Here is an 18387-nt window from a genome sequence, read left to right on the forward strand (position 1 = left end):
GCTGCCAACTCATTTCGCAGCGCATACCGGTTGTGCATGTTTTTGTCAGCGGACAGTTGCTCTTGATGTCATGGCGGATAGAATTAGGTGACGTTTTCACCCATCCCCTCCCGCGAGGTGACATTGCCTAAAAACAGCACCGGCAGTCTTGACTCAAGGACCGTCCAGTCCGCCCTGGAGGCCCTGTCGCGCGAAACGAAAAAATCCAGACTCGCCCGCGTCTTCCCCTTCCTTGGTCCCGCCTTCATCGCCAGCGTCGCCTACGTCGATCCCGGCAATTTCGCCACCAACATCCAGGGGGGTGCGCAGTTCGGCTACCTGCTCCTTTGGGTGATCGTCTCCAGCAACCTTATCGCCATGTTGATCCAGACGCTCTCGGCAAAGCTTGGGCTCGCCACCGGCCAGAATCTCGCCGAGCACTGCCGCAACCAGTTCCCGAAGCCGGTGTCGATCACCATGTGGATCATCATGGAGGCGGTGGCCATGGCCACGGACCTGGCGGAATTCATGGGGGCGGCCCTGGGCTTCCAGCTCCTGTTCGGCATACCGCTTCTGGCCGGAGCCCTGCTCACCGCGCTGACGACCTTCGGCATCCTGGGGATGGAACGCTTCGGCTTCAGGCCCCTCGAGGCGGTGATCTCCGCCATGGTCGCCGTCATCGCCCTCTGCTACGTCGCCGAGATCTTCATCGCCGCCCCTGACTGGGGCGACATCGCAGGGCACGTGATACGCCCCGCCTTCGCGGGCAGGGAAAGCGTCCTTTTGGCCACGGGCATCATCGGCGCCACCGTGATGCCCCACGCCATCTTCCTGCACTCGTCGCTCATGCAGGGGAGGATCGTGGTGAAGGACAGGAAGAGCCTGCGCACCCTGTACCGCTACGAGATCATGGACGTGGTGATCGCCATGGGGATCGCGAGCTTCGTGAACATGTCCATGCTCATCATGGCGGCGTCCACCTTCTACGCCACCGGCAAGACCTCGGTCGCCACCATCGAGGAGGCGTACCGGACCCTGGAGCCGCTCCTTGGTCCGGCGGCGAAGTTCATTTTCGGCGTTTCGCTGCTCTTCTCCGGCCTCTCCTCCAGCAGTGTCGGTACCAGCGCGGGGCAGGTGATCATGCAGGGGTTCATCCAGCGCCACATCAAGCCGTGGATCAGGCGCCTGGTCACCATGGCCCCATCCCTGTTCGTCATCGCCATGGGGTACGACCCGACCCGGACCCTGGTGATCAGCCAGGTGGTGCTTTCCTTCGGGCTCCCCTTCGCCATCATCCCGCTGGTGCTCTTCACCCGCCGGCGCGACCTGATGGGGGACCTGGTCAACAAAACGGCTACCACGGCCTGCGCCGGGGCTGCGGCAACGCTGATCGTCGCCCTCAACGTCTACCTGATCTACGCAACCTTTTTCCCAGGATGATTACCATGTTCAAGCACATCCTCGTCCCGATGGACGGATCGAAACTCGCCGAGGCGGCCCTCCCCGCCGCCCGGTTCATGGCGGAAAAGCTGGACGCCCAGGTAACCCTCTTCCACGTGGTGGAAAAGGACGCCCCAAGCCAGGTGCACGGCCAGAAACACCTGACCGGTTCCCAAGAGGCGCACGCGTACCTGCAGGAGGTCGCGCGCACCTGGTTTCAAGGCATCCCCAAGGTCGAATGCCACGTGCACGAGAGCGAGACCACGCTGGTCTCCGAGAGCATCGTCGCCCACGCCGCGGAGCTCGGCCACGACCTGGTGGTGATGTGCTCGCACGGGCGCGGCAAGGCGTTCCACCTCCTTTTTGGCTCCATCGCCCAGAAGGTGATCGCCGGGGGGACCCTGCCGGTCCTGATCACCCATCCCGACGAAAACGGGGAGCCCCCCCCATTTTGCTGCTGCCAGATCCTGCTGCCGCTCGACACCGATCCCGAGCACGAAAAGGGGCTGCCGGTGGTGAAATCGGTGGCGCGGATCTGCAACGCCGACCTGCACATCACCACGGTGATTCCCACCTACGAATCGCTCCCCCCCGAGGAGAAGGTGACGGCGCGCACCCTGCCGGCGACCGTTGCGCGCATGCTCGACCTGGAAGCGCGGGACGCCTCCGAGCACCTGGCCGGGGTGGTACAGGAACTGGTCAGGGAAGGGATCCACGCCTCGGCCCACGTCTTGAGGGGGGACCCGGCCGAAACTATCGCCCGGGCCGCCCAGGAGGCGAAGATAGACCTCATGGTGCTCCCGACCCACGGCAAGACCGGCATGGCCGCCTTCTGGACCGGCAGCGTGGCCCACGGCATCTGCAGCCGCAGCAGGTGCCCCCTGCTCCTGGTCCCCATCTCCGAGCCCTCCCCCGCCGACTGAGTCTGCGGCAACGGTCAACATAACCATCCAAAGAACGAGCAAAGGGGGAGGCCGTTACGGCCTCCCCCTCTTTCGTTGCCCGTGACGGCGGGCGTTCATCCTGTCTCTCTTACCGCGTAATTCTATTTCCGTCCCGATCCCTTGCACATGGTGCAGGGAACTTCCTCAACGTCGTATCCTGACTGACGGGAAGCCGCCATGATTTTTCCTTTCCCGTTGCATTTGGGGCATCTCGATCCAAGCATCGCTTACCTCCTTTGACAGCAGCTATCTTCTTCTGTGACAACAATTCTATCAAAAAAGCGTAGAATAAAGTAGCTGCAACTCTACCGGCACTGTGAGGTCAATGAGACACAGTGGCTATGACTTTTCCATCAGGGAGGTGATCATCATGGCATGCAACAAAGAAGGGCACAGCGAGCACATCTGCGCCCTTACCGCGAGAGGGGAGATCGACAAGGTTCACCAACTCACGCTGCACCCCACCGTCGAATGCGGCAACTGCGGCGCGAAGGCCAAGGAGATCGATGCGGTGTGCGACCCGATACAGCTCCCCGAGGCGGGGTGGCTGGGGGACTGAAGAGCAGATAAACAAGAAGTGGGAAAGGCCGCGTGCCTTTCCCACTCTTTTTCCATTCCGGTGCGTCCGCCGCACCTCTGTTTTTGTGTGTTCCCGTGCAGAGTGCTTCATGCCGGTTATAGCTGTCACACCAGCTTCATCTGCTGTTTCAGCACCTATCCCTAAACATAAGCTTTCTTCTTCTAATTCTCCGGATCCGTCCGCACCATCGCTCGGGAATTACCTGCCGCTGCGCCGGGCGGCGTGGTTGCCGGGACGCTGCGCCCCGCTGCGCTGCCCTTCCCCCGCGCCGTGGCCGGCCGGGTGGCTGCCACCCTGGCGCTGCCCTGCCTGGTTGCGGTTGCCGCCGGGACCGCGAGAGGGACCGGAGTTGTTGCGGCTGCCGGGCTGCGACGGCTTACCGCCCGCGCCCTGGGCGGCCTTGGCCTCGGCGGGCTTCGCCTTGCCCTGTGCCGGAGCGGCCTGCTTCCTGCGCTGCGGCTCGCGGGGCGGACGGGCGAACTCCACCTCTTTCTTCGGCGCAGGCACGGTATAGTCGAACCCTTCCACCCGGCGCCGCTCGATCTTGGCGCCGAGCACGCGCTCGATGCTGCGCACCATCGCCTCGTCCTCGCCGGTCACCATGGTGAAGGCGTCGCCGGTCTTGGCGGCGCGCCCGGTGCGGCCGATGCGGTGCGTGTACGCCTCAGGGGTGTCGGGAATGTCGTAGTTGATGACGTGCGAGATCAGGGAGACGTCAATGCCGCGGGCGGCGATGTCGGTCGCCACCATGATCTGGTAGGTGCCGTCCCTGAAGCCGTCCAGCGCCGCCTGCCTGCGGTTCTGGGACAGGTTCCCCTGCAGCGAGGTGGCCTTGTACCCCCCCTTTTCAAGCTGCTCCCCCACCCTTTTGGCGCGGTGCTTGGTCTTGGTGAAGATCAGCACGCTCTCGGTGTCGGTGTGCTTCAAAAGCTCGAAGAGGAGCGGGGTCTTCAGGTGCTGCCCCACCGGGTAGAGCGCGTGGGAGACGGTCGCCGCGGGGGCGGTGCGGCTCACCTGCACGGTGACCGGACGGCACAGGATCTCGTGCGCCAGCCGGCGGATGTCGTCAGGCATGGTGGCGGAGAACATGAGGTTCTGCCGCTTGCCGGGGAGCGCGCGCAGGATCTTTCTCACATCGGGGAGAAAGCCCATGTCGAACATCTGGTCCGCCTCGTCCAAAACCAGGACCTCGACGCCGGAAAGATCGACGGTCCCCTGGGAGATGTGGTCCAGAAGGCGCCCCGGGCAGGCGACCACGATATCGGCCCCTTCTTTGAGCCTCTTGATCTGGGTGTTGATGTTGACGCCGCCGTAGACGGTGATGCATTTCAACCGGGTCTGCTGGGCCAGCGCGTTGAGCGATTCGTTGATCTGCTCGGCCAGTTCCCGGGTGGGTGCGAGTACGAGACCGCGCACCTTGCCGCGAGTCCCCTCCACCAGGCGGTGCAGCAAGGGAAGGCCGAAGGCGGCGGTCTTGCCGGTGCCGGTCTGGGCCAGCCCCAGCACGTCCTGCCCCGCTATCACGGAGGGAATGGCCTGAATCTGGATGGGGGTCGGGGTCTGGTACCCCACGGCCACTACGCCGGCCTGGACCTTGGGGTGCAAGTTAAACTGTTCGAAATCCACTGGTACTCCTGTTTCTTGGTGTGACGCCACAAAAAACCCCAGAAGCCTGAAAGGCCCATGGGGTCCGTGACTCATTAGATGCAGGACTATAACATGAAACGGGAGAAAAGAGGGGTCAAATTTATCTAATGCTGAGCGTTGCCGCCGGAAAGGCTTCCCCCTCCCGCCCCTGCCCCTCCGGGAGAAGGAGGAGAGCCCGGAAATTCAGACGCGGGAGGAGGTTGCCAGCTGTCGGATGGGTGACGGTCCCATCCTTTTTCCAGCATCAGTGACGGTCCCTGTCCCCCCGGTGATCATCCCTGCGATCATCCCTGCGATCATCCCTGTACCCGTTGCGGTACGCGTCGCGGTAGTAATCCCTGCGTTCGCCCCAGCGTCCGTCGCGGCGCTCGGCGACCGGGCGGTACCAGTTGCCGCGGTAGCGCTCGCGGTCGCTCAGGTAGGTGCGGTATTCGTGATCACGGTAGTAACGGATCTGCTCGTAGCGGTGCTGGTGCAGGCCGTACGGGAGCCGGCGCGGGGCCACGTAGGTCCACGGTCCGCGGTAGCTGTTGGCCATGTACCAGTACCCGTCCCGGTTCTGGTAGTAGCAGTTGTCCATGTACACCACGTCGTAGGGGAGCCCCACCGAGACGTAGAACCCAAGGGCGGGCGAGTAGATGAAGCTTGGCGGCTCGGCGTAGGCGACCGGGGCCGGAGGAGCCGGGTATGCGACCGGTGCCGGGTACACGACCGGTGCCGGGGCCACGGCGACCGGCACCCCGATGTTGACGCTGAAGTCCACCCTTGCCTGGGCCGTGGCGGCCGCGGCAAGCACGATAACGAATGCCAGTGCGATGAGCTTTTTCATGATCTTCTCCTTGCGGCCTTAGCCGTCTTGCTTCCTGCTGACTGTTCCTCTGTTTGCCGTTGGCTGCGGTCGCATCTTCGCGACCGGGTTCATTCATTCTTTGAGGTCCAAGCTAACAGCACAATAAGGAACAATTGTGGAGCAAATGTGGAATTTGGATCTGCGCCAAAGATGCAATGGCACATTGCCGGCAACTATGTTAATAACAAAGCTGTACGCTGACTTAAACGGTGGATCACATGAAGTTAAAGATCAAATACAGGCTTTTGTTCACCATGCTCGCGGCAACCGGCGTGGTGGTTGTCTCCATGTTCCTCATCATGCAGTGGAGCGTGGGGCACGGCTTTTTGGCCTACGTGAACACCATGGAGAAGGACCGCCTGCTGCGGCTGGCCCACGTGCTGGAGCAGTCCTACAGCCGCAACGGGAGCTGGGACTTCCTGCGGCAGGAGCCGTCCACCTGGCCCGAGATGGTCGCCGCCACGCGGGAAGGGCGCGAGGGTGGCGACAACGACGCCGCGCAGCGCAGGATGGGTCGGCGCGGCTTCCCCAACCTCAGCAGCCAGGGACAGCCCCCCCCGCCCCGTTTCGCCTTCCGTTTCGAGGGGCGCGTGGTGCTGCTCGACGCGGGCAAGCGCCCCGTCCAGGGGATCCCGGGGAACCTGGACACGGCGCAGGTCAGGAAACTCACCAGCGACGGCGAGGTGGTCGGGTACCTGGCGCTCCGCCCGCGACAGCGGCTCACCGACACCTACCAGCTCCTCTTCGTGCAACAGCAAAAGCTCACCATGGGGCTGGTGGCGATCGTGATGCTGCTCGTGTCGGCGGCGCTCTCGCTCCCCTTGGCGCACCGCCTGGTCGAGCCGATCAAGAGGCTCGCCGCCTCCATGCACCGGCTCGCCTCGGGCGAGTACGAAACCAGGGTCCCGGTCGGAAGCAACGATGAGCTCGGGCAGCTGGCCCGCGACTTTAACACCCTGGCGCTCTCCCTGGAGAACAACGAGCGCGCGCGGCGGCGCTACCTGGCCGACATCTCCCACGAACTGCGCACGCCGCTCTCCATCCTGCGCGGCGAGATCGAGGCGCTGCAGGACGGGGTGCGCCCCATGGGGCCCGAGTCGATGCGTTCGCTGCACGCCGAGGTGATGCATCTGAGCCGGCTGGTGGAAGACCTGTACCAGATCTCCATGTCCGACATCGGCGCGCTCAACTACCGGAAGGAACTGATCGACCTGACCGAGCTCATCGAGGACACCCTGGAGCCGTTCGCCGCCAGGTTCAGCCAGAAGAACATCACGCTGCGGCAGCGACTACCCGACGAAGATCTCACCGTCTTCGCCGATGGTGTTCGCCTGAACCAGCTTTTCAGCAACCTTTTGGACAACTCGCTCAAGTACACGGACCAGGGGGGCGAGCTGTCGGTGCGGCTCGCGCGCGAGGGGGGCCGGGCCGTGGCGGAGTTCGCCGACTCGGCGCCGGGGGTGAAACCCGAGGAGCTGCCCCAGCTCTTCGACCGGCTGTTCCGCGTGGAAAACTCCAGGAACCGGGCCCTTGGCGGCGCCGGGCTTGGCCTCGCCATCTGCAAGAACATCGTTGAGGCGCACGAAGGGACCATCGTGGCGCTCCCCTCCCCGAAGGGGGGGGTGCTGATCAGGATAGAACTGCCGCTTACCGGGAGCAGGACATGACACAGACCATCATGATCGTAGAGGACGAGGAAAAACTGGCGAGCCTTCTGGGTGATTACCTGAAGCAGTCCGGATTCGAAACCGAGTGGATCGCAAACGGCACCGAGGTGGTGCCGCGGGTGCGGGAGAAGCAGCCCGATCTCATGCTGCTCGACCTGATGCTCCCCGGGCGCGACGGCCTGGAGATCTGCAAGGAGATACGCACCTTCTCGAAGCTCCCCATCATCATGATCACCGCCCGCGTGGAGGAGATCGACCGGCTGCTCGGCCTGGAGCTTGGGGCCGACGACTACGTCTGCAAGCCCTTCAGCCCCCGGGAGGTGGTGGCCCGGGTGAAAACCGTGCTGCGCCGCAGCGTGGAACAGCCGGCGCCGTCGGCCGGCGGCCTCACCCTGGACCAGGACCGCTACTCCGCGCAATGGCAGGGGCACGACCTCGACCTCACCGTGGTCGAATTCAAGCTTTTGCACTTTCTCTACCAGACCCCCGGGCGCATCTATTCCAGGACGCAGCTCATGGACCGGATCTACCCGGACCAGCGCATCGTGAGCGACCGGACCATCGACAGCCACATCAAGAAGCTGCGCAAGAAGATCTCCGCCGTGGCCCCCGACCAGGAGCTCATCCACTCCATCTACGGCGCGGGCTACAAGTACGAGCCCCCCAGCCACAACTGAGATCAGCGGCGTTCACTGTCATCGTTTCTGACCTTCCCCCTGTTCCTCTCTCAAAGCCAATCCGCCAGACACTCTTGACTGGATCTGTGCCTGGGCGTGCATCAGTACGCTTGGGCCGTTTCCCTCTTTGTCAAATCTTTACTTAAGAAAAACCCACCACCGCCGATATCCACATTAGCACATGGAAAATGCGAATACGGTCTTACCCACCAGCACACGCCCCGCGGGAGTTTTGGAAAGCAGCATTTCCAACATGACCATACTGTGAGTGCAACCGTGGTCGATACGTGATTTAGCGTACAGTCAAAGATAGGCGTTCAGCCTAAGGAGGATAAAAATGCTAATGAACATGAAGATTGGTACCAGGTTGATGCTCAGTTTCGGGCTCGTATTGCTGCTGCTGATAGCTGTGGCCGGAACAGGTTACTGGGGAGTCAAGGAAGGGGAGAACACGATTGACCACATGCTCGAAACGGAGGGGAGGCTTTCGGAGCACTCGTCGCGGGCAAGGGCCAACATCCTGGGTATGAGGCGGTACGAGAAGGATATTTTCCTCAACATAAACGATCAAGGAAAGGTCGCTGAATACTACGGGAAATGGACGGAGGAGGCAAATAAGACCACGGAGCGCGTCGCGGACCTGGAAAAGGCCGCCGTACATCAAGATGACAAGGAAGACATAAAGACCATCAAGGACAACATGCAGGGCTATAAAGCCGGGTTCAGCAAACTCGTCGCTGCCATTCAGAGCGGTCGCATCAAAACTCCAGGTGAGGCGAATAGCGCCATGGCGGAGTTCAAGGGCGAGACCCACAAAATGGAGGAAACCGCCGTCAAGCTGTCACAGGAAGCAACCAAGGCGATGCATGATGCAAAAACGGTCATCGACCGCGCCACCGCCAAGGTGGAAAAGTTGCTGCTCGGGGCAACGCTGCTGGCGGTGCTGCTCTGCGTTTTTCTGAGCGTCATGGTGACCCGCAGCATAAAAAGGCCGCTGCAAAGGGGAGTTGAGACTGCGGATCGGCTGGCAGCAGGGGATCTAGCCTTCGAAATCGGAGCGACATCCAAGGATGAGACGGGCCTGCTACTGGCCGCAATGGAAAAGATGCTGAACAAGCTTAAAGAGGTGGTAACCGAGGTGAAGGCCGCCAGCGACTACGTGGCGCAGGGAAGCCAGGAGCTATCCTCCAGCTCCGAGGAGATGTCGCAGGGGGCAAGCGAGCAGGCGGCAGCAGCCGAGGAAGCCTCATCCAGCATGGAGCAGATGACCTCCAACATCCGTCAGAACGCCGACAATGCGATCCAGACGGAAAAGATCGCGGTCAAGTCGGCCGACGACGCCAAAGAAGGAGGCAAGGCGGTACTGGAGACCGTCCACGCCATGAAGGAGATAGCCAGCAAGATCAACATCATCGAGGAGATCGCGCGCCAGACCAACCTCCTGGCCCTGAACGCCGCCATCGAGGCTGCCCGCGCCGGCGAGCACGGCAAAGGTTTCGCAGTGGTTGCAAGCGAGGTGAGGAAGCTCGCGGAGCGGAGCCAAAAGGCCGCCGGCGAGATTTCTGAGCTCTCCGCCAACAGCGTGAACATCGCCGAGAAGGCGGGCGAGCTGCTGGCCAAGATGGTCCCGGACATCCAGAAGACCGCTGAGCTGGTCCAGGAGATCAGCGCAGCCAGCCGCGAACAGGACACCGGCGCCGAACAGATCAACAAGGCGATCCAGCAGCTCGACCAGGTCATCCAGCAAAACGCCAGCGCCTCCGAGGAGATGTCCTCCACCGCCGAGGAGCTCGCCTCGCAGGCCGAGCAGTTGCAGAGCACCATCGCCTTCTTCAAGATCGGGGACGATGGGAGGATCAGGTCCAAAGCGGTCAGGTCCGCGAAACCGGCGGGGAAACCCGGCTCCAAGCAGATGACCGCGGCCAAAGCGGCGGCTCATAGCGGCGCGGCGCACAACGGCGCGGCTCATCTGGGCAAGGCCGTCGGCGCCGACCTGGAGATGGACGAGGAGTTCGAGCGCTTCTAAGAATCATTCCGACTCGACAAAAAAAGCCGGGTGCCCGGGTGACCATCATGGTCGCCCGCGGCACCCGGCTTTTTCGTTGTCTAAAACCTGTCTTTACTTACAGGAGCTCAACCTTGCTCGCCCTGACGATGAGCAGCGCCTGCCGGAAGTCGGCCGTCAACTGCAGCCGGTACTTTCTCCACCAGGCGCGGTCCAGCTCCTTGGTCATCACCTCGTAGATGACGATGTCATCGTGGACCGTGGTTTCCTTGGTCTCCTTCCACAGCCCCCGCGCTGGAGAACGCATATACGTGGTGATGCCGCCAAAGCGCTCCGACAGCCCGTCGCGCACCTTTAAAAACTCGTCCTGGGTGAACTGGTTCCCGTCGTTGTCGTAGAGCGGCAGCAGGATCTGGATCAGGTGCATGTCAACTCCCCCGCAGTTAAGAGGTCTCGCGCACGTCCATGATCTCGCGCACGTGCGGCCGGATCGCCTCCACCAGCTTCTCCTTGGGCACCCCCTGCACCTTGAAGGTGTTGACCCAGGTGTCGGCCTTGTCGCCGTCCACCTCGCTGAAGCCAAGCCCCACGATGTTGCCGCCCGCCTCGTAAATGGTCTTGGTGACGTCGGCGAGGGTCCCCTTGGCGCCGGTGGTGGCGACGGTGAGGCGTACCCCCTGGCGGCGGCCGCCCAAAAGCTCGAGCAGGATGTTGAATAGGTCGGACTCGGTGATGATGCCCACCAGTTTGCCCGCGTTCACTACCGGCAGGCCGCCGATCCTGCGGTCCACCATGATGCGGGCCGCCTCCTCGAGCGGGGTGTCCTCGGAGACGGTGATGACGTCTTTCGCCATGCACTTCTCCACGGTGAGCTTGGCCAGGAGGTCATGGATCTCCCAGATGGCCAGCGAGGTCGCCGGAGACGGGGAGGCCTGGAGCAGGTCGCGGTCTGAGACGATGCCCACCAGCTGCCCGGAGCGGTCCACCACGGGAAGGCGCCGGATCTTCTTCTCGCTCATCAGACGCAACGCCTCGGTCACCGAGATGTCGGGAATGATGGTTATCGGGTTTTGAGTCATCCTGTCTCGTACAAGCATTGTGGCACCCTCCTAGTTTTGTTGTGCTGCAGCCGGCGTCACGGCCGGTTCATCGAATCAGAGGCTGGCATCGGTACCGCCGAAGCCCCGTTCGGGGCGGTGGCGGCGGGGTCGGGCATCTCGCGGTTGGAGGATTTCTTCATCATGGTGATCGCGCGCTCCTTGATCTTCATGGAACTCTCCACCATGTAGTCCACGTAGGTCTTGTAGAGGAAGACCATGACGCCGACGAAAAAGGAGATGTAGATCACCCTGGAAAGCATGGGCGAGGAGAGCCAGGAGGCGAGTTTGCCTGCACCCACGAAGAGGGCGGCGATGGCGGCTACCGCCAGCAACGGCTTGAGCCAGAGGTGGCTCGACGCGAGTTGGGCGAAGCGCCCCGGCGGGGGCTCTGGCGCCTCCTGCTGCACCGACGGGCTTTCCGGGGCCTGCTGGGAGGCGCCGGCAGGCTGCCCGGCGGGCTGCTTTTTCGGCTCTTCGCGGATCACCTTCATGCTGTCACGGTACTGAGCCGGAACAGCCTGCAGCTTGTTGGTCATGTGGACGACGCCGCGGTTGTCGGTGTAGCGGTAATAGTCGGCGAGAAGCCGAGCGGGAAGCGCGCAGACGATGAGCGCGCCGAGCAGCAGGAAAAGCAGTGACTTGTTCACCTTCCCCCCATGCAGCGGCCGGTGGCCGCCGATCTCAAAGTAATTGCATCACAGTTCTTGCAGCGTCAGCCCTTGCACCAGGTCGAGCACCGCCTGGTCCCGGTTCAACGTGTAGATGTGCACCCCGGGAACGCCCGCGGCGAGCAGTTCCTCTGCCTGCCTCCGTGCGTGCGCCACCCCGACCTCCTGGACCGCGGGCGCCCCCCCCTTCCGGTCGGCCTCCTCCAGTTCGGCCAGGTAGGCCGCCGGGAGGGACGCTCCGCAAAGGGAGACGATGCGCTGGATCACCTTGAGGCTCACCACCGGGATGATACCGGGGATGACAGGCTTGTCAATGCCGATGGAACGGGCCTTGGCGACGAAATCGAAGTACAGCGCGTTGTCGAAAAAGAGCTGGGTGATGGCGAAGTCGCCCCCCTGGTCCAGCTTCAGTTTGAGGTAGCGGAGGTCGTGTTCGGCGTCGACCGCCTCGGGGTGCACCTCGGGATACCCCGCCACGCCGATCCCCATGCCGGGGTGGGACTCCCTGATGAAGGCGGCGAGGTCGGAAGCGTGCAAGAGCGTCCGGCACACGGAGAACTCCGGGGGGGCGTCCTTGGGAAGGTCCCCCCGCAGGGCGAGGACATCGTTCACCCCGGCCTCGGCCAGGCTGTCCAGGAAGAGCTGCAGGTCGCCGCGGTAGGCGCCGATGCAGGTGAGGTGCGCCATGGTGTCCAGGCCATGCTCGTTCTTGAGCCGGCTCACGATCTCGAGGGTGTCCCCCTTGGTGCTGCCGCCGGCGCCGTAGGTGACCGAGGCGAAGAGCGGCTTTATCTGCGCCAGGCGATCGACCACCTGGAAGAAGCCGGGCCACTCGCTCTTGTCTTTGGGTGGAAAAAACTCCAAAGAGATGAACTGCCGGGAGCGGTCCATCTTGTCGATTATCTTCATGTATGCTCCAAGGCTGCCCGGTCGCGCGGCGGTGCCATGGCAGCGGCCGCGACGACTGAGACAGGCATCTTTGTCTCCTCGACAGGGGTGGACGTGACTTTAGCATTTTTTTATAAGAAAAGCGACAGCGCCGTACCTCTGTCAGGGGAGCGTTAAAATCCTTCCAGAACAGAAAAAAGACGTTGCCCTGCCAGTTGCCGGGATGCTATAAGTACAAGATTCGTGACCACAGGCTATCCTGTGGTTTTTTCATTTTTCGCAGAAGGAGCAAGCATGATCAGCGCATCAAACGTCACCCTTTCCTACGGCAAGAGGGTACTGTTCAAGGACGTAAATATAAAGTTCACCCCGGGCAACTGCTACGGTCTGATCGGGGCCAACGGCGCCGGCAAGTCGACCTTTCTGAAGATCCTCGCCGGCGACATCGAGCCGGACAAGGGTGAGATCTCGGTCGGCAAGGGGCGCATCGCGGTGCTAAAGCAGGACCAGTTCGCCTACGACGAGCACACCGTCTTCAACACCGTCATCATGGGGCACAAGAAGCTCCACGAGGTGATGGCCGAGCGCGATGCGATCTACTCGAAACCGGAGTTCAGCGAGGAGGACGGCATCCGTTCCGCGGAGCTCGAGGCCGATTTCGCAGAGATGAACGGCTACGAGGCGGAGAGCGAGGCCGCCGTGCTTCTGAACGGCCTGGGCATCCCCGAGGAGCTGCGCGGCAAGCTGATGAAGGAACTGGAGGCGGGCGACAAGGTGCGCGTGCTCCTGGCGCAGGCGCTTTTCGGCAACCCCGACGTGCTTCTCCTGGACGAGCCGACCAACCACCTGGACCTGAAATCTATCTCGTGGCTGGAGGACTTCCTGTACCGCTTCCAGAACACGGTCATCGTCGTGTCCCACGACCGTCACTTCCTGAACCAGGTCTGCACGCACATAGCCGATATCGACTTCAGCCGCATCCAGGTCTACGTCGGCAACTACGACTTCTGGTACCAGGCGAGCCAGCTGAACCTGAAGCAGCGCCAGGACGAGAACCGCAAGGTTCAGGACAAGGCCGCCGAGCTGAAGGAGTTCATCCAGCGCTTCTCCTCCAACGCATCGAAGGCGAAGCAGGCGACCTCCAGGAAGAAGCTCCTCGAGAAGCTCACCATCGAGGACATGCCGGTCTCCTCCCGCAAGTACCCGTGGGTGGTGTTCAAACCGGAGCGCCCCTGCGGCGACATCATCCTCGAGGTGAAAGGGCTTACCAAGACGGTGGACGGCGTGCAGGTGTTCAAGGACCTGGACCTGATCGTGAGAAAGGGAGACAAGATCGCCTTCGTGGGGAGCAGCTCGCTGGCGAAGACCACCCTGTTCCAGATCCTCGCAGGCGAAATGGAGCCGGACGAGGGGACCTTCCGCTGGGGCGTCACCATCACCAACGCCTACTTCCCCAAGGAGAACGGCGACTACTTCAAGGGGGACCTGAACCTGATCGAGTGGCTGGGGCAGTACTCCCCGCCGACCGAGGGGGAGAGCTTCGCGCGCGGCTTCCTGGGGAGGATGCTCTTCTCCGGCGACGAGGCGACCAAGAAGACCAGCGTACTATCCGGCGGCGAGCGTGTGCGCTGCATGCTCTCCAGGATGATGCTCACCGGCGCCAACGCCCTGATCCTGGACGAGCCGACCAACCACCTGGACCTCGAGTCGATTACCGCGCTCAATAACGGGCTCATCTCCTTCACCGAGGTGGTGCTGTTCGCCTCCCACGACCACGAGTTCGTCTCCACCGTGGCCAACAGGATCATCGAAATCACCCCGGGCGGCATCATCGACCGCGACATGAACTTCGACGACTACCTGGAGGATGCCGACGTCATCGCCGAGCGCGAAAGGCTCTGCAACGGGCACGCGGAGCTCAGCCTGTAACAGGGATAAAAGGGATAACAGGGATAGGGAAAGAGGTAAAGGGGGCTCCGGGTTGGAGTCCCCTTTTTTGTTGTGCCATCCCCTCGCCCTCCGGGAGAGGGGCAGGGGTGAGGGCGCCGCGACAGTCTGGACCTCTTCGCCCCGCCCTCGCCCCCCTGGGGGTCACCGCAACCCCGCCACTTCCCGCAGCCGGGCTATCTTCGGCTCCAGGTCGGCCCGAGGGGCAAGGGCATAGGCGGTTTCGTATGCGGCAAGCGCCTCGGCATGCCTGCGCTCCCGGACGCAGAGCAGCGCCAGGAAAAGATGCGCATACTGGGCGGAGGGATCGACGGCAATGGCTTCCTGGTACTTGCGGCGCGCACCCGCCAGATCCCCCTGCGCCTCCAGGATCTGTCCCATGAACGCGTGGGGACGGGCGTCCTGCGGTTCCAGGCGGACGGCGGTGGCCAGCGCGTCGGCCGCCTCGCGGTACCTTCTCTGAACCAGGAGCGCCCCCCCCAGGAAGGTGTAGGCAGCGCCGGAGCGCGGGTCGAGCCTGATGGCGGTCTCGAATTCGCGCACCACCTCGCCGAGCACCTCGTTTTGCCTGGCGTCCATCGGCTGCAGCATGACGTTCACATCGTCGGTGTGCCAGGGGGGAAGGGTATTGGCCAAGGCGACCCCCAGCGAGAAGTGGGGGCGATGCTTCGCCGGGCTCTTGCGTACCGCATCGCGCCAGAGGGAAACCGGCGTCTCCCATACCGTGTTCCTCATGTACGCGGCCGCCGCACTTGCCGTGACCAACAGAACCAGGACGGCGATAGCCGGTCGCGAGGTACCCAGCGGCTCACCGGCACGCCGCGGCAAAAGAGAGAAAGCGCCGGAGACTGCGGCCATGAAGAAACCGACCGAGGGGAGATAGGCGCGGTGCTCAAAAATCAGATCGTCGATCGGTACCACGCTGGACTCGACGCTCAGGGTGATGAAGAACCACCAGATACCAAAGCCGGCAAGCGCGAGCGGGGCGCAGCGGGGATCGCGGCGCGACCGGAACAAAAGCCATGCGCCCACCGCCGCAAGTGCCAGGAGAAGGGCCAGCGGGAGCAGTACGGCCGGGGCCAGCAACACCTTCTGCAGCGGGTAGTCGTAGTCGAAGTTCTGCCCCACCGGTAGCAGCAGAAGCCTCAGATAGGTGGCGACGACGCCGAACTGGGTCATCAGGTACTCCCAGGACGAGACCTGCTTGAAATTGACTAGGTTCACCGCCCCCGCCACCTTCCCCCCCTGGGCCGTGGAAGCCATCGCCGAAAGCTGCATCAGCTTGACAGGGATTATCGCCATGGTCAGCGCGAAGGGAAGCAGACGGAGCAGGCGGGCGCCGGTGAAGGCGCCCCGGAAAAAGACCCATTCGTAGAGCAGTATCAAAGCCGGCAGGGTGAAGGCGTTCTCCTTGGTTTTCATGGCCAGCACGCAGGCGAGCAGGGAAGCCAGGTACAATCCGTTGCGGGCCGCGCTGCCCCGGGCCAGCCGGCCGGCCACGTAGAGCACCAGCGTCCCGATACAGAAAAAAGCGACCAGCGGGACGAAGCGCTGGATGACGTAGGTGACCGCCTGGGTCTGCAGCGGGTGGCAGACGAACAACAAAGAGCAGGCGAGGGGTAGATAGCAGAAACGCTCCGCGGGCTGGTCGGCCTCCCCTCCCTCGGCCACACGAAGCAGCGGCGTCCTCAGGGTGAGCCATAAGAGCAGGTACACGAGCAGGGCGTCGACCAGGTGCAACAGGAGGTTGACCACGTGATACCCCCCGACGTCCAGGCCGTGGAGGGCGTAGTTGAGCGCGAAGGTGAAGTAGGCGACCGGGCGCAGCATGAAATTGTTCTTGAGGTCGGGGTTGATCGGGAGCGCGAACACCCGTTGCGGGTCCGTGAAGGCCCCGAAATCCTTGATCAGGGGGTTGCCAGCCAGAAACGGCTGGTCATCGAACACGAAGGGGGCCCAGATGATGTTGGAGTAGACGGCGATCCCCACCGTCAGGATGAGCAGGATATGGACCAGGGGGTCGCGCCACAGGTTCAGCTCCTCCTCCGCGGCCGGCGCCGCCGGAACGGGCTGTACCTCCCCCGTACCTGCCGCTTTTTTTCGCTTCTTCATAGTGCCTCCTGTCCCGCGCCACCCTTTCTGGCGACGCAAAATAACGATGACCCGACCGGCAGCGTGCCCCTTCGCAGCAAGGCGTTCTCCGCCCGCATGACCCGCAAAAGGAGCGTGTTCACCAGAGGTGACGGGAGCGCCACGTCCGACTCGCCCCCCTTGCGGCGCCCCCACGCCCCCCGCAGCAGCCGGTACGTCGCTATGAGCGGGAACAAAAGGCCCACCCGGAAGGTGAGCTTTTCGGCAATGAAACCCGCGGCTGTGAGCCTGTTGCTAAGGGTAGGCACGTGGTAGCGCTCACGGGTGTGGACCGCGACGTCGTGGGAGCTGCGCAGCCATTCCAGGGCGACCAGGTTCAGTACCAGCATCCCCCCCGGCCGCAGCGCCGTACGGAACGCCTTCATCACCTCCACGTCGCTGCGGACCCCCGTGTGGTAGAGAACATCGATGCAGGTGATCACGTCGTACGACTCCGGCTCAAGCACCAGAGTGTTCAGGTCCCTCCGTTTCGCCACGGCGCCGCGTCGGCGGCAGTAGCGGATCGCCTCCGGTGACGCATCCACCCCCTCCACCTCCCCCAAGGGGGCCAGAAGCTGGCACAACCTTCCGGTGCCGCAGCCGGCGTCGAGGATGCGCAAAGGCCTCCCCAGGCGCCCTTGCTCCCGCGTCACGTGCGCAAGGATCAGTTCATGCAGCCCCACGTACCACCAGTGCGTCTCCTCCGCCTCGAACATGACCCGGTACTCCGCGGGGTTCATCGTCCCCCCCGGAAAAAGCGCCGCACCGTCTCGACCACCCTTTCCGCGTGGCGTGTGGGCAGCTCCGGGTAGATGGGAAGAGAGAGGATGCTGCGGGCCAGCCGCTCGGTGACAGGCAGGTCCCCCTCCCGGTTTCCCAGGCCGGAGTAGCCACGCATCAGGTGCACCGGGTGCGGGTAGTTGATCTTGGTCTCGATTCCCTCCTTGTCCAGGAACTCCATCAGCCGGTCGCGGTGCTGCGTGCGCACCGTGTACAGGTAGTACTGGTGCCGGCGCCCCGGGCGGACGGCCGGGCGTGCAATATCCCCCACCCCGGCGAGCCCCTCGTCGTATATCCGCGCGATGTCGCGCCGTGCTGATGCGGCTGCCTCGATCCCGGGAAGCTTCAGGTTCAGGATCGCCGCCTGAACCTCGTCCAGGCGGGAATTAAAGCCCTCCTCCTCGGCGTGGTACCCCTCCGCGATGCCGTAAAAGCGCAGCCTCCTGAGCCGCGCCGCGAGATCCGGGTCTGACGTGGTCATGGCACCCGCGTCGCCGAACGCCCCGAGGATCTTGGTCGGGTAAAAGGAGAAGGCGCCCACGTCACCGAAGCTGCCGGCCCGCTCCCCCCCGTAGGCGGCGCCCATGGCCTGGGCGCAATCCTCGATCACCCACCCTCCCCGCCGCCGCGCTATCTCCTGCAGCGGCGCCATATCCGCCATCTGCCCGCACAGGTGCACCGGCAGCAGGCAACGGGTGCGCGGGGTGACGGCGGCCTCGACGCGGGAGACATCCATCAGGTAGGTGTCCTCCTCGACGTCGACGAAGACGGGGGTCGCTCCGCTGGCGCGGATCGCGGCCACGGTCGGGACGGCGGTGTTGGAGACGGTGATCACCTCGTCTCCCGCCCCTATCCCCAAAGCCTTCAAGGCCAGGAGGATGGCATCCGTTCCGGAATTAACGCCAACGGCGAACGCGGCCCCGCAATACGCCGCCAACCCCTTCTCGAACTCCGCCACCTCCCGCCCCAGCACCAGCCGGCCGGATGAAAACACGCGGTCCACCGCGGCCAGATACTCCGCGCGGCGCGGTGTGTATGCTCCCAGATAGTCCCAGTAGCGGACGGTGTCATTCAGACCTGGCATC

The 18387-nt window shown here is 63.4% G+C and carries 16 protein-coding genes; 7 read left to right on the top strand and 9 right to left on the bottom strand.

Features of this window, described 5'->3' with window-relative positions; all coding sequences use genetic code 11:
- Positions 1–123 precede the first annotated feature (123 nt).
- From KP001_RS11340 to KP001_RS11350, 3 genes are all read left to right on the top strand, one after another.
- The gene (locus KP001_RS11340) at positions 124–1419 is read left to right on the top strand and encodes an Nramp family divalent metal transporter (protein WP_239027760.1); all 1296 of its coding nucleotides are present in this window, start codon (positions 124–126) and stop codon (positions 1417–1419) included.
- Positions 1420–1424: 5 nt separating this feature from the next.
- Positions 1425–2342 carry a universal stress protein gene (locus KP001_RS11345; RefSeq protein WP_217285756.1) on the top strand — a complete coding sequence of 306 codons (918 nt, stop codon included), beginning with the start codon at positions 1425–1427 and terminating at the stop codon, positions 2340–2342.
- A 391-nt stretch (positions 2343–2733) separates the two neighbouring features.
- A complete protein-coding gene (locus KP001_RS11350) occupies positions 2734–2922 on the top strand; it encodes a hypothetical protein (RefSeq protein ID WP_217285757.1) in 189 nt (62 codons plus the stop codon).
- Positions 2923–3141: 219 nt separating this feature from the next.
- Here KP001_RS11350 and KP001_RS11355 read toward each other — a convergent pair whose 3' ends face one another.
- Both KP001_RS11355 and KP001_RS11360 read right to left on the bottom strand, forming a co-directional pair.
- Positions 3142–4569 carry a DEAD/DEAH box helicase gene (locus tag KP001_RS11355; protein ID WP_217285758.1) on the bottom strand — a complete coding sequence of 476 codons (1428 nt, stop codon included), beginning with the start codon at positions 4567–4569 and terminating at the stop codon, positions 3142–3144.
- A gap of 265 nt (positions 4570–4834) precedes the next feature.
- Positions 4835–5419 carry a hypothetical protein gene (locus KP001_RS11360; RefSeq protein WP_217285759.1) on the bottom strand — a complete coding sequence of 195 codons (585 nt, stop codon included), beginning with the start codon at positions 5417–5419 and terminating at the stop codon, positions 4835–4837.
- A gap of 239 nt (positions 5420–5658) precedes the next feature.
- Between KP001_RS11360 and KP001_RS11365 the strand changes: the two genes are divergently transcribed.
- From KP001_RS11365 to KP001_RS11375, 3 genes are all read left to right on the top strand, one after another.
- On the top strand, positions 5659–7107 hold the full coding sequence (locus tag KP001_RS11365) for an ATP-binding protein (protein ID WP_217285760.1): 1449 nt from the start codon (positions 5659–5661) through the stop codon (positions 7105–7107).
- Complete coding sequence (locus tag KP001_RS11370) at positions 7104–7784, top strand: response regulator (RefSeq protein WP_217285761.1); 681 nt, start codon at positions 7104–7106, stop codon at positions 7782–7784. Before KP001_RS11365 ends, KP001_RS11370 begins: the two co-directional genes overlap by 4 nt.
- A 337-nt stretch (positions 7785–8121) precedes the next feature.
- Positions 8122–9810: a methyl-accepting chemotaxis protein gene (locus KP001_RS11375; RefSeq protein WP_217285762.1), complete on the top strand. Its 1689-nt coding sequence runs from the start codon at positions 8122–8124 to the stop codon at positions 9808–9810.
- A gap of 97 nt (positions 9811–9907) precedes the next feature.
- On the opposite strand, the gene KP001_RS11380 is transcribed toward KP001_RS11375, so the two are convergent.
- From KP001_RS11380 to KP001_RS11395, 4 genes are read right to left on the bottom strand one after another with little or no spacing between them, the layout of a single operon-like run.
- The gene (locus tag KP001_RS11380) at positions 9908–10216 is read right to left on the bottom strand and encodes a hypothetical protein (protein ID WP_217285763.1); all 309 of its coding nucleotides are present in this window, start codon (positions 10214–10216) and stop codon (positions 9908–9910) included.
- A 16-nt stretch (positions 10217–10232) separates the two neighbouring features.
- Positions 10233–10886: a CBS and ACT domain-containing protein gene (locus KP001_RS11385; protein WP_217285764.1), complete on the bottom strand. Its 654-nt coding sequence runs from the start codon at positions 10884–10886 to the stop codon at positions 10233–10235.
- Between the two features lie 38 nt (positions 10887–10924).
- The gene (locus KP001_RS11390) at positions 10925–11536 is read right to left on the bottom strand and encodes a DUF4124 domain-containing protein (RefSeq protein WP_217285765.1); all 612 of its coding nucleotides are present in this window, start codon (positions 11534–11536) and stop codon (positions 10925–10927) included.
- A gap of 48 nt (positions 11537–11584) precedes the next feature.
- Positions 11585–12466, bottom strand: a complete 882-nt coding sequence (locus KP001_RS11395; RefSeq protein WP_217285766.1) for a methylenetetrahydrofolate reductase — start codon at positions 12464–12466, stop codon at positions 11585–11587.
- Positions 12467–12739: 273 nt separating this feature from the next.
- Here KP001_RS11395 and KP001_RS11400 point away from each other — a divergent pair, with 273 nt between their 5' ends.
- Entirely contained in the window at positions 12740–14374 is a 1635-nt protein-coding gene (locus tag KP001_RS11400; protein WP_217285767.1) for an ABC-F family ATP-binding cassette domain-containing protein, read from the top strand.
- A gap of 162 nt (positions 14375–14536) precedes the next feature.
- On the opposite strand, the gene KP001_RS11405 is transcribed toward KP001_RS11400, so the two are convergent.
- Genes KP001_RS11405 through KP001_RS11415 form a run of 3 tightly spaced genes read right to left on the bottom strand, consistent with a single transcriptional unit; the run spans position 14537 to position 18386 of the window.
- Positions 14537–16504, bottom strand: a complete 1968-nt coding sequence (locus KP001_RS11405) for a tetratricopeptide repeat protein (protein ID WP_217285768.1) — start codon at positions 16502–16504, stop codon at positions 14537–14539.
- Complete coding sequence (locus KP001_RS11410) at positions 16501–17262, bottom strand: class I SAM-dependent methyltransferase (protein WP_217285769.1); 762 nt, start codon at positions 17260–17262, stop codon at positions 16501–16503. Before KP001_RS11410 ends, KP001_RS11405 begins: the two co-directional genes overlap by 4 nt.
- The gene (locus KP001_RS11415; protein WP_217285770.1) at positions 17259–18386 is read right to left on the bottom strand and encodes a DegT/DnrJ/EryC1/StrS family aminotransferase; all 1128 of its coding nucleotides are present in this window, start codon (positions 18384–18386) and stop codon (positions 17259–17261) included. Before KP001_RS11415 ends, KP001_RS11410 begins: the two co-directional genes overlap by 4 nt.
- Position 18387 lies beyond the last annotated feature (1 nt).

Origin of the sequence: Geomonas subterranea (assembly GCF_019063845.1) — a bacterium.
GTDB classification, from domain to species: Bacteria; Desulfobacterota; Desulfuromonadia; order Geobacterales; family Geobacteraceae; genus Geomonas; species Geomonas subterranea.